Here is a 12,042-nt window from a genome sequence, read left to right as displayed (position 1 = left end):
CCCAGATGGGTGCAGGCCCCGACGAAGTCCGAGCTTATCGTCAACCTCAAGACCGCCAAGGTACCCAGTCTCGCCTTGCGGCCCTCACTGCTTGGAAGCAAGGTGATCGAACAGAGATGCCCTTTGCTGCGGCGCATGAGTCCGTTCATGGCACAAACCGGCGGTTAGAGGACGGGCAGAGCATGTCCGCTCTGCCCGGGCACTTCAGACATCAACTTGTTCCGCTATTGCGAGGGCGTCATCTACTTCGATGCCGAGATATTTGACCGTGCTTTCGATCTTGGTATGCCCGAGCAAGCGCTGGACGGCCCTGAGATTGCCGGTACGCCGATAGATCAGGGTTGCTTTGGTGCGTCTCAGGGAATGAGTCCCAAACAGCCTCGGGTTCAGCCCCACGCCGCCGATCCACTCTGAAACGAGGCGCGCATATTGGCGGGTAGTCACACTGGTGTTTGCACCGCGACGGTGAGATCGTTGTGGATGCTCAACGCTCGGGCGTCGAACTGATTATAGAAAGGTCGGTTGTTGGCCCAACAGCAGCGGTTCCGTGATGGATGCAGTCGTTTCAGCTGTCTGGGGCCAAGGGGCGGTGCCTGCCAGCGCACATTGGGCAAATTTTCGCTCACCTGCGGCCGCGCCAATTCGGGTGCAGCGCTCAAAGATTTGGAGATTTTGGGGACTGCTTTTTTAAATAGCCCCGGTCGCGCCGATTACCACTTCGAAACCCAGAGGGCCGGGTGGAATGCGCCAGTCTGCGTATGACAACTTCATGACGCGCGGAATGCCGCAAATGCTGGCTGATCCTCGTATTCGACATGGGTAGGAGAAGGACATCGATGCTATGCGACGTGCGTGGAGAAGAGCACCTTTTGCTGCGCCAATAGTTCCGCGCGGCAACTGCATCGATACGGCGAGTTGCACTTTACTCTCTTCCCTTACTGACCGCGCCATCAAGCCGCGATCCTCCCTTACATTGATCCGTTCCTACCAGGAGGACTCAACATTGAGCCAACGCATCGTTGGAATGCTCGAATTTAATGAACTGATAGATATGGCGCGGTTGCTGGTGACCCTATGGGAAGCCGCACAACGGCTGCCTGAAGGGTCAGAGCGGCGGGATGCGTTCAGACAGATCAGTGGCTTCCAGAGGCGGGTGGCGGCATTAGTTACACGCACCCTCTAGGCGCTAGATTTCGTGTGGGCCATGCCGTGGCTACCGATCCAACTCGCGCCGGAAGATTGCGATTTAGAAGTCGGCGAACTCGATAAGACTGGCGTTGCGCCACTGCGTTTTCCATGCCGCCGAAAATTGGGGGTTTGGTACAATGCTTGGGCCGATGAGCCGATCTTGATTTGGCCGACGCACTGGAGGATCTGGCGCGCGCCAACAAGTTGGTAGTCCGATTTTTGCGGATCGTGCCCCGTGCATAAGCGTCGACTTCGTTGATCCCGGGCTATCGATCCTCGTCCGGATGACCCGGACAGGCCGCTCCTGCACCATGGCCCGCAGCCTGATGTCTGTCATTGGCCCCGAAGCCGACGTTGACGCAGTGGCAAAGGCGCCGGCTTAGCGCAGGGGCATTACCGTGACGCCGGGCGGCGGCGCGTCATCGTCAGGCACGAAGAAGTCCGACGCCAGCGGGACCGAGGCATCGACGCGATAGCGGTCGAAATCACGCACTCCGCTGGCATACAGCAGCTTGTCATCGATACAGAACTGCCCGGTGAACTCGCGCGACGGCTTTGTGAGGATGACATAAGCCGCATCTCCCACGATCTCGGGCGTGCGGCTCGCGCGCATCATGGCATCGCCCCCCAGAAGATTGCCGACCGCGGCGGTAGCGATCGTAGTGCGCGGCCACAGCGCGTTGACCGCGACGCCCGCACTCTTCAGTTCGGCCGATAGTCCCAGCACGCACATGCTCATGCCGAACTTCGCCATCGTATAGGCGGTGGAGTGCTCGAACCATTTCGCCTTCATGTCGAGCGGCGGCGACAGCATCAGGATGTGCGGGTTTTCGGCCTTCGTCAGGTGCGGGATACAATACTTCGACACCATAAAAGTGCCGCGGGTGTTGATGCCCATCATCAGGTCGAACCGCTTCATGTCGGTTGCCTGGGAGTCGGTCAGGCTGATGGCGCTGGCGTTGTTGACGCAGATATTGATGCCACCGAATTCGGCGACGGTCTTATCAACCGCCGCGATCACCTGGGCCTCATCGCGAATATCGCAGATGACTGGCAGCGCCTTGCCGCCGGCCGCGCGCACCTCGTCGGCGGCCGTAAAGATGGTGCCCTTCAGCTTCGGATGCGGTTCCGCCGTCTTCGCGGCGATTGCGATATTGGCGCCGTCGCGTGCGGCCCGCAGCGCGATCGCAAGCCCAATCCCGCGGCTCGCGCCCGAGATAAACAGCGTCTTGCCTCTGAGGGATGACATCGGAGGACTCCTGTAAGGGACGCACCGAGCAACTGCGCTTAATCCCCCTGCGGGTGGGCGCAGTCGGGGTACCGCAAGAATGGGACCCAAGGCTATCCCCTCCCGGATCATCCCCACAAGAGGGAAGAAATGGACTGGCCGCCTAGCGCTACTGGCCAGCACGAGTGCCAATATTCGCTTTGCGTCAGAAGCGGCCGAGTACGCGAGGTCGCCTTCTGGACCCATAGGGCCGATAAGAGCATGTCTGCTTTTGCGCCGTTGTTCGGGGCTAGGCGGACATCATCAGTCTATGAGCACATGGCCTGTCACGGGTGATTTGCCCGGGTCGAACAACTCAGTTGAATTTCGCTGCGCCAGGTTGCTCGCCGGGAGTGTTTTGACCAGCCCAGGTCTGCTTTGGCAGGCGAAGCGGAATTGTTGTCCTCAATGTGAGATTTACCGATTTTGACCCGACTCGGACACTAGGGTCGGTGAGTTTGGCCGAATTGTCTGTGCCGCGCCTCGGCCAATATGAGGTCTTTTGGATGAGCCTGGGATCGTGTAATCTTCTTTAGAGCTGCCCTTCGAGACGGGACGCGCCGATGTCTCCGTTCCACGTGGATGGGCAGCGGGGAATGCCGTCGGCGGGCATCGCACTTCCAATAAAACCGACAGCTCTTTCGTGCCGGTCTGTCACCGAGCACTTATCGTGCGCACGGGCGCACGACGATTGTTGCTAAATGCTTACTTTGAGGCAACGAGGAAGCGCCATCGCTGCCGGCCACATGAGGTAGGTTCAACCATGAACAAGCCTGGCCTGCATCCTTGGATTCGATTGCTGGTCTCATCCGCCCTCTGCTGGCATCTACATTTGGCCGTGGTCCCGGGGCATGCCCAATCCCGTTTCGATGGAGAGGGCCGCGTGGTAGCGGTGGACGAGAGCCACGGGACAGTGACGCTGGACCACGGTCCCATTTCCGGTCTCATGCCGGCCATGCGAATGGCCTTTCCGGTACAGCACTCTGAACAGCTTCTCGGACTTCAGGTGGGTGCGCTGGTCCGATTTTCCCTCCAGGCTCGCGATCTCGAATGGGTGATTGCTGCTATCGAGCCGGTCGAGGATCACCCGCAGCCTAATTTGACGAGCTTCCCGGCTCCTGACTTCACCTTGCCCACGCTGTCAGGGGCGCCGATCCGCTTCTCGGATCTACGGGGCAAAGTGGTCCTCCTCAACTTCTGGGCCACGTGGTGCGGGTCGTGTCGGGCAGAAATGCCGACCATCGATGGGCTATATCGGCGATATAAAGATCGCGGACTGGAAGTGCTGGCCGTCAATCTCGACACCGCACCCATCGCAAAGATCCAGGCATTCGTGGGCAAGGCAGGAGTATCGCTTCGCGTTGGGTTAGATCCGTCCTCGTCAACCGCACGGAGCTATCGGGTGCTTGTCCTGCCCACCACCTACCTTATCGATCGGGCGGGGAATGTAATCGTCCGCGAGGTCGGAGGGCGAGATTGGCTCGATGGCGTCAGCCAACGGGCCGTAGAGAGCCTCCTGCAACAACCCGAGGCCACCGCACGACGCTGAGTGGTGATGACAAAAGTAGGGGGTCGTATCCTCAGAACCAGAGAGGAGCTGACAATGAAACGCCTCAACGTACTCATCATCAGTTTGGGAATCGTCCTCTGCTTGTTAGGGGTGCCGGCTGGCGCCGCGGACCAGAAGACTTTCATCATGGGCTACGACCCGACGGGGCTGACCTGTCACCTCGGTCAGTATGCGGTTCTCGTGAAAGGCTTCTTCGCCGAAGAAGGCCTGCGGGTCCGGGGCATCGCCGCGCTCGACAATCGCACTGCCGTCTCCGAGGGCAGATCCCATCGGCTCTGGGTGAAGACCGACGCGGGGCTCACCGAGGCCGATTTCGGCTATTTCGACACGGACCAGCTTCATCACATGGTGGCCGGGAATGTCGACTACTACATCGTCGACGGCAACCACTTCGGCTGCTGGTCGGTGATGGTCGCGCCGGACGCCCCGATCCAGTCCGCCGCTGACCTCAAGGGGAAGACGATCGAGATCCTTCCATATGCCGTCGAGCCGTTCCTGTTGCACGGTCATATGTGGCTTCACCATTGGCTGAAGGCACCCGGGCTGGATGCTCCCAGAGACATCACACTGACGACCTTGCCCTGGGAGGCACTGCCGAGTCTGAACGACTACGTGGCGGAGGGGTTCAAGACGGGGAAGTTCGACGCGGTCGCCATTGGAGAGCCCCGCACATCGCTGCTGGAGGACAAGCATGTCGCCCGGCGGCTCGTCACCCAGAACGAAACAACGTACAATAATGAGTTTTGCTGTCTCACGGTCATCAAGCGCGCGATCGTCGATAACGACCCCGAGACCGCGGCCAAGATCGCACGGGCATTCAGGCACGCAAGGGAGTGGGCCGGCCAGCACCCGCGCGAGGCGGTCCTCGCCGCACAGGCGGCCGGCTACTATGGGGCGGCGGTCCCGGTTGAGGCGTCGGTCAAAGCCGCGAAAAGCCTCGGCTTTGATCACCAGCTCGACGTCGCTCAGGCGTTGGAGCAGGCGTTCAAGACGCGGATCGAATCCGGCGCCATCAAGACCAACAAGACACCGCAAGAGCTGGTCCGCCTGTACTACCGCAAGATCGAGTGAGCAGGCATAGCCCGATGGAGCGAAGTGGATCGAGGGCTCGGCTCGCTGGGGCTTGAACTTACTGCAACGTGCCGAAGCTGGCTGCGCATGAACGCAAGGTAAGAGAGCCACGGCTGGCGACAAATCCCTACCGTTGAGTCCGTTCATGGCCCATAGGGCCGATAAGAGCATGTCTGCTTTTGCGCCGTTGTTCGGGGCTAGGCGGACATCATCAGTCTATGAGCACATGGCCTGTCACGGGTGATTTGCCCGGGTCGAACAAATCACCGCGTTTTGCGAGCGTCATCGCGCGCTTGGCGCTTGAAAAAGCGCCTGCGCGGACAGGAAAAATTCTTGAACGAAGTCAACGTGATTTGGGTCGTCCAGTCCTCGCGCAAAAAATAAATCGCTTTCGCCGTCGGGCAAATCAGTGGCTTCAATTCCTGCGTCCCGTCCTGATCAAGAGGGGCGTTTCGCGATCGTCACGAACGTTGGGCGCGGGATGCGATGGACGCGGCGGCACCATTGACGAGCGGTGCCAACGCGGACGGCGAAGTCGTGTGGTCCTGATGCCCCGACGCTGGCATCAAGCTTGCGAGACGTTTCGCAAGTGACGGTGGCAAAAAAGCCCGGTCACCGGGGAGAGCGCGAAGGAAACCGTTAAAACCATTGCGCAGGGAAGGCCGGATGTTGTGGCCAAACCTGTGGTGACTAACTCGTGTGCTTTTTTACTTTGCGCACGAGGCTGCGGGTGCGGTCAAGCGCCCGGCTTTCCCTGCGCCCTCTGTTCTCGGAGGGAGATGTTGATCAAGGCCTCGGGCGGAATCCGCCGCGAGAAGGCGAAGGCGTGTGTCGAGCATTGCCCCAGGATTGTCGATTGTCATCGCCCGCCAACGGGTCGCGCGAATGCGCGCCCGATGACAGGCTCCGGCTGCGATCCAGTACGCCGATCACTGCCCCTCCAGCCACTCCGCCGCACCACGCCACAACGTGTCGCGATGCTCGGGGCGGAAGAAACCGAGATGCCCGATTTTCTCGACCGCGAGCTCGGCAGGCCTGATGGAGATGATCTCCGCCGCCGTCCCGGTATAGAAGCCGGCGAGCAGCTCGACCGCGGGCCGCGTGGCCCAGGGATCGTCGGTGAAGCACAGCGCGCGCATCGCGCCCTTGTAGTTGGCGAAATTGCCGAGCGTCGTGAGCGAGGAATCGTCGAACAGATAGCGTGGGCTCATCACCCATTTGACCCATTGCAGGAACACGCCCTTGGGCAGGTCCTCGCCGATCCCCATCCGCCCCGGGGCATAGCCCCGCAGCCGGGTGAGGGGGACGCCGACGAAGTTGAGCAGCGCGTAGACGCGGTAGCGCTCCGGCGAGGCCATCAGCCTCCAGTAGGCGGCCTGCGAGGCAACGAGCAGCGCGCGCGATATCTCGCCGTTGTTCTTGAGCAGGCCAAGCGCCTGGCCGCCGAAGGAATGGCCGACATAAGAGAGCGGCAGGTTGTGGTAGCGCTCGCGCATCCACGCGACAGCGGCGGTGATGTCGAGTGCGGCCCAGTCGGCCATCGAGGCCTTGAAGCCGACCAGCGATCGCGGCCGGTTGTAGCCTTCGACCGCGCGCTGCCGCGAGCCGCCAACGCCGCGATAGTCGTAGGTGAGCACGGCGCAGCCGCGATGCGCCAGGTAGCCGGCAAAGCCGCGGTAGATCCGGCGCGGCACGGCGGTCGCCGAGCTGATCAGCACCGCATGCCGCTTGGCGCCCCGCGGCAGGAACAGGGTGGCGGCGAGCGGGTAGCCGTCGGCCGCGGGGATCGTGATGTCATCACTGAAAACGTCGTCCAGCGCCGCCGTATCCACCGCCCGGTCCCCGCCTGCCTCAGGTCGTGGTTCAAGCAAATGCGAATTCGACTTTGGCCGCAAGGGCTTGTGGTAAGCGTCTGATGCTGGGGCGGAATTGCGGCTAGCGGTTATGGAGCAGCCTGTGTATAACGCGGCGCATGCGCTTGCCTCGGTAAGTGACGGTTTTTGCTCAAGGAGTTGACCCCCATGTCCGAGCGGTGGACACCGGATAGCTGGCGCGCCCGGCCGGTGCAGCAGATGCCCCAATATCCCGACGCCCGCGCGTTGGCCGATGTCGAGGCGCAGCTCGCCACCTTTCCGCCGCTGGTCTTTGCCGGCGAGGCGCGCAATCTGAAGAAGGCGCTTGCGCGCGTCGCCGCGGGCGAAGCCTTCCTCCTGCAGGGCGGCGATTGCGCCGAAAGCTTCGCCGAGCACGGCGCCAACAACATCCGCGACTTCTTCCGCATCTTCCTGCAGATGGCGGTGGTGCTCACCTATGCCGGCGCGGTGCCGGTGGTGAAGATCGGCCGCATCGCCGGCCAGTTCGCCAAGCCGCGCTCGTCGGCCACCGAGAAGATCGATGGCGTCGAGCTGCCGAGCTATCGCGGCGACATCATCAACGACATCGCCTTCACCGCGGAAGCGCGCAACCCCGATCCGGTGCGCCAGTTGATGGCCTACCGGCAGTCGGCGGCGACGCTCAATCTGTTGCGTGCGTTCGCGACCGGCGGCTTTGCCAATCTCGGCAGCGTGCACCAGTGGATGCTCGGCTTCCTCAAGGACTCCGCGCAGTCGCGCCGCTACAAGGAGCTGGCGGATCGCATCTCCGAGGCGCTGAACTTCATGCGCGCCTGCGGGCTCGATCTGGAAAGCCACCCCGAGCTGCGCGCGACCGACTTCTACACCAGCCACGAGGCGCTGCTGCTCGGCTACGAGCAGGCCTTCACCCGCGTCGATTCCACGACCGGCGACTGGTATGCGACCTCGGGCCATTTCATCTGGATCGGCGATCGCACCCGCCAGCTCGATCACGCCCATGTCGAATATTTCCGCGGCATCAAGAATCCGATCGGCCTGAAATGCGGACCCTCGTTGAAGCCGGACGAGCTCTTGCGCCTGATCGACGTGCTCAATCCGGACAACGAGCCCGGACGGCTGACGCTGATCAACCGCTTCGGCGCCGACAAGGTCGGCGATCACCTGCCGGGGCTGATCCGCGCGGTGACGCGCGAAGGCCGCAGCGTCGTGTGGTCGTGTGATCCGATGCACGGCAACACCGTCACCTCGAGCTCCGGCTACAAGACAAGGCCGTTCGACCGCATCCTGTCGGAAGTGCGCGCGTTCTTTGCGATCCACGCCGCCGAAGGCAGCCATGCCGGCGGCGTCCATCTGGAGATGACGGGCCAGGACGTCACCGAATGCATCGGCGGCGCGCGCGCCATCACCGAAGAGGATCTCAACGACCGCTACCACACGGTCTGCGATCCACGGCTCAACGCCGAGCAGTCGATCGACCTCGCTTTCCTGATCGCCGAGCTGCTCAAGCAGGAGCGCGGCAACAAGGTCAAGCCGGTGCCGGCGGCGGCGGGGTTCTAGTGGTCCGATTCTAACATTCGCTCCCCACTTGGGAGGCACGTTTGCGAATGTTAGAATCAAAGGACCACTAGCAAGCTATTGATGCTAGTGGAGCTTCGGATTTGACGTTCGCATTAAAGAATCGCGGCAAACGGGTAGCGAACGTCAAATCCGCTCCACTAGCGTCGGGCTTCTGGCCGTAGGGGGGCACTGGAATTGCTGCGGCTTTGGCGGGCCACGATCAACACGCGGAACGGCCTCGTCTTTGCGGTCCGCTCGGAGCAGGCCGTTCGCGAGGAGCTGGCGGCGCTCGCGCTGTCGCTGCCCGGCGCATGGCTGATCGGCGCCACGACCATGCGCCGAGTCGAGCTCGTGGCCGTCGTGGCCTTCGTCCTGGTGGTCGAGCTGCTCAACACCGCGATCGAGAAGCTCGCCGATCGGCTGACCACCGATCACGACGCGCAGATCGGCCGGGTCAAGGACATGGGCTCGGCCGCCGTCGGCGTCTCCCTGCTGATGGCCGGCGCGTTCTGGCTGTTCGCCCTCGCCGAGCGCATGGGCGCGTTCTAAAGGGGCAATTGCAGTTGACCGCACAGGGGTGCACCATCGCGCCATGACCGCTCAATTTTCGATCACGCTCGCCCAGCTCAATCCGACCGTCGGGGATGTCGAGGGTAACGCCGCCAAGGCCCGCGCCGCGCGCGCGCAGGCGGCGGCCGATGGCGCCGACCTCGTCCTGCTGCCGGAACTGTTCATTGCCGGTTATCCGCCTGAAGACCTCGTGCTCAAGCCCGCGTTCCAGGCGGCCTGCCGCGCGGCGGTCGAGGCGCTGGCCCGCGAGACCGCCGATGGCGGACCGGCGATGCTGGTCGGCAGCCCCTGGGTCGAGGACGACAAGCTCTACAACGCCGTGGCGCTGCTGGACGGCGGCCGCATCGCCGCCTTGCGCTTCAAGGCCAATTTGCCGAACTACGGCGTGTTCGACGAGAAGCGCCTGTTCGCGCGCGGACCCGCCGCGGGTCCCGTGACGGTTCGCGGCGTGCGGGTCGGCGTTCCCATCTGCGAGGACATCTGGCTCGAGGAATCCGAGGACTACGAGAACGTCGTCGAGTGCCTTGCCGAGACCGGCGCCGAAATCATCGTGGTGCCGAACGGTTCGCCTTACGCGCGCGACAAGGGCGACGTGCGGCTGTCGATTGCGGTGGCACGCGTCACCGAAAGCGGCCTGCCGCTCGCCTATCTCAACCAGGTCGGCGGCCAGGACGAGCTGGTGTTCGACGGCGCCTCCTTCGTGCTGAATGCGGATTTGTCGGTCGCCGCCCAACTGCCGGCGTTCCAGGAGAGCATCACGACCCTGCGCTGGGGCAAGACCGACGCCGGCTGGCGCTGCTCTGGCCCGATCGCGAAAATCCCTGATGGCGACGAGGCCGATTACGCGGCCTGCGTGCTTGGCCTGCGCGACTACGTCCGCAAGACCGGATTTCCCGGCGTGCTGCTCGGCATCTCCGGCGGCATCGACTCCGCGCTGTGCGCGGCGATCGCGGTCGACGCGCTCGGGAAGGACGCGGTGCGCGGCGTGATGCTGCCGTACCGTTTCACCGCGCAGGTGTCGCTCGACGACGCGGCGCGGCTGGCGGCCGCGCTCGGCATCCGCTACGAGGTGCTGCCGATCGCGGACGCGGTGGAGGGTTTCGAGAAGATCCTGTCCGGCGTGTTCAAGGGACTGCCGCGCGACATCACCGAGGAGAATTTGCAGGCGCGCGCCCGCGGCACGCTGCTGATGGCGATCTCCAACAAGACCGGCGCCATGGTGGTGACGACCGGCAACAAGTCGGAAATGTCGGTCGGCTACGCCACGCTCTATGGCGACATGAACGGCGGCTTCAATCCGATCAAGGACATCTACAAGACCGAGGTGTTCCGCCTCTCGGCGCTGCGCAACCGCTGGAAGCCGGACGGCGCGCTCGGACCCTCGGGCGAGGTCATCCCGGAAAGCATCATCGTCCGGCCGCCGACGGCGGAGTTGCGCGAGAACCAGACCGACCAGGACTCGCTGCCGCCTTACGAGGTGCTCGATGCCGTCCTGGAGCGGCTGGTCGAACGCGAGGAGCCGCTCGCCTCGATCATCGCGGCGGGCTTCGATGCTGATCTCGTGGCGCGCATCGACCGCCTGCTGAACATCGCCGAATACAAGCGCCGGCAGGCCGCGCCCGGCGTCAAGGTGACGCGCAAGAATTTCGGTCGCGATCGCCGCTATCCCATCACCAACCGCTTCCGCGATCTCGGCAAGGCGCTGCCGGTTCCCGACGAGAAGCTGGTGTCGCGCGTGGGCCGCGCCTCGGCGGAAGCGTTTGACGGTTAGCGAACCCGGTCTAGCGCGTGGTGGCGGGCGCGTTGTTGGGCAGGAAGGTCGGCCCGACCGAGCGGATCGGCCGGTCCTTGCCGGCAGTTGCCGGATCGGCGGCGGGCTGCGAGGGGTCAGGGGCAGGGGGCGTGTTCGCGGTAGCCGCCGGCGCGCCCTTCTTGCCCGCACCCGCTGCACCCTTGGTCTGCTGGGCGCGCTGCTGCATCTTCCGCGCGCTCTCTTCGGTGACGATGATGTCGCCCTGCTGCTCGGCGGCCGCCTTGTCGTCGATCGATTTGAGCGCCTCCGACCAGGTCTGCCCGGGCGCCTTGCAGGAGCAGGACGGATTGAACTCGGTGCGGAAGCGGAACGCATTCGGCAGCGACGAATAGGGCTGGCCCGCGATGGAAACCGCCTGGTTCATGTCCTCGCCGGGATTGCGGTAGGCGAACAGCGTTGCGTCGGTGGCCGGGCACAGCGACTTGCAGGTCTTCTCGTCGTCAGGGAAGCGCGTCGGCACGGTTGCGAACGAGATCGGGAAATAGGCGCCGTCGCAGGTGCGCACGCACACCGTGCGGTAGGTGCCGGATGGCGGACCGAGATCGGCCGGGACCGGCATGCCGGGAGCGTTGTTGCCACCACCGAACAGGTTGTTCAGGAAGCCGCCGGGGCCGGAGGGGCCCTGCTGCTGAACGGCTGCGGCATATTGCGGCCCGCAATTGTTCTGCGCCAGCGCAATCAGCACGGAGCGGCGCTGGTTGTCGCGGTCGACGCTGCCGCCGGTGCGCAGCCGCTCCAGGCTCGAGGTCATCTGGTCGAGATTGGCGCGCATCTGCTGGATCTGGTTGTTCACCGGGCCGCATTGCGCGGACTGGCCATTGAACAGCGAGAAGAAGCCGGAGCTGTCGCAGCCCATGCGCTTGGCCTGCGAGGTGACGCGCTCGAGTTCGGCCTGCTGGCGGGTGGCGGCGTCCTGGTAGCGGCGGATCTGCTCGTCCTTGTTCGGATCATTGCTGCCGCCACGGTCGATGGTGGCGAGCTGCGCTTCCAGCCGGGGACAGATCGGGTTGGTGGCCGCCGCAGGCGGCGGGGGCGGCGCGCCGGGGTTCATCTGCGCGAACGCGGCAGGAGCGGACGCAAGCCCGCCGAGCAACGCGGCGCAGGCGAGGATCCATCGGCGGAGAGAGGCAGTCTGCTGTTCTGGCATATCCGG

General features: G+C 63.7%; 9 protein-coding genes and 1 pseudogene. 6 read left to right on the top strand and 4 right to left on the bottom strand.

Annotation, left to right across the window (positions count from 1 at the left end):
* Positions 1-204: 204 nt before the first annotated feature.
* A pseudogene (locus tag QOU61_RS23670) lies at positions 205-444 on the bottom strand (tyrosine-type recombinase/integrase); the annotation flags it as partial.
* A gap of 559 nt (positions 445-1,003) precedes the next feature.
* Between QOU61_RS23670 and QOU61_RS23665 the strand changes: the two are divergent.
* Positions 1,004-1,183 (top strand): hypothetical protein, encoded by a 180-nt coding sequence (locus QOU61_RS23665; protein ID WP_289653612.1) that lies wholly within the window; start codon positions 1,004-1,006, stop codon positions 1,181-1,183.
* Between the two features lie 384 nt (positions 1,184-1,567).
* Here the strand turns inward: QOU61_RS23665 and QOU61_RS23660 are convergent, their stop codons facing one another.
* Complete coding sequence (locus QOU61_RS23660) at positions 1,568-2,437, bottom strand: SDR family oxidoreductase (protein WP_289653611.1); 870 nt, start codon at positions 2,435-2,437, stop codon at positions 1,568-1,570.
* Between the two features lie 781 nt (positions 2,438-3,218).
* Here QOU61_RS23660 and QOU61_RS23655 point away from each other — a divergent pair.
* A complete protein-coding gene (locus QOU61_RS23655) occupies positions 3,219-4,004 on the top strand; it encodes a redoxin domain-containing protein (RefSeq protein WP_289653610.1) in 786 nt (261 codons plus the stop codon).
* 54 nt (positions 4,005-4,058) lie between these two features.
* Entirely contained in the window at positions 4,059-5,096 is a 1,038-nt protein-coding gene (locus QOU61_RS23650; protein WP_289653609.1) for an ABC transporter substrate-binding protein, read from the top strand.
* A 929-nt stretch (positions 5,097-6,025) separates the two neighbouring features.
* Here QOU61_RS23650 and QOU61_RS23645 read toward each other — a convergent pair.
* A complete protein-coding gene (locus tag QOU61_RS23645) occupies positions 6,026-6,928 on the bottom strand; it encodes an alpha/beta hydrolase family protein (RefSeq protein ID WP_289653608.1) in 903 nt (300 codons plus the stop codon).
* 189 nt (positions 6,929-7,117) lie between these two features.
* On the opposite strand from QOU61_RS23645, the gene QOU61_RS23640 reads away from it, so the two are divergent.
* The 3 genes from QOU61_RS23640 to QOU61_RS23630 all read left to right on the top strand — a co-directional run bounded on the left by QOU61_RS23640 (position 7,118) and on the right by QOU61_RS23630 (position 10,847).
* Positions 7,118-8,506 (top strand): class II 3-deoxy-7-phosphoheptulonate synthase, encoded by a 1,389-nt coding sequence (locus tag QOU61_RS23640; protein WP_289653607.1) that lies wholly within the window; start codon positions 7,118-7,120, stop codon positions 8,504-8,506.
* Positions 8,507-8,701: 195 nt separating this feature from the next.
* Entirely contained in the window at positions 8,702-9,055 is a 354-nt protein-coding gene (locus tag QOU61_RS23635) for a diacylglycerol kinase (protein ID WP_289653606.1), read from the top strand.
* A 43-nt stretch (positions 9,056-9,098) separates the two neighbouring features.
* Positions 9,099-10,847, top strand: coding sequence for an NAD+ synthase (locus QOU61_RS23630; RefSeq protein WP_289653605.1), 1,749 nt, complete (start codon positions 9,099-9,101; stop codon positions 10,845-10,847).
* Between the two features lie 10 nt (positions 10,848-10,857).
* On the opposite strand, the gene QOU61_RS23625 is transcribed toward QOU61_RS23630, so the two are convergent.
* Entirely contained in the window at positions 10,858-12,036 is a 1,179-nt protein-coding gene (locus QOU61_RS23625) for a DUF2865 domain-containing protein (RefSeq protein ID WP_289653604.1), read from the bottom strand.
* Positions 12,037-12,042 lie beyond the last annotated feature (6 nt).

The sequence above is a fragment of the Bradyrhizobium sp. NP1 genome, assembly GCF_030378205.1.
Taxonomy (GTDB): Bacteria; Pseudomonadota; Alphaproteobacteria; order Rhizobiales; family Xanthobacteraceae; genus Bradyrhizobium.
The sequence above is the reverse complement of the archived record's forward strand: the minus strand, read 5'-3'. Positions and strand labels throughout refer to the sequence as shown.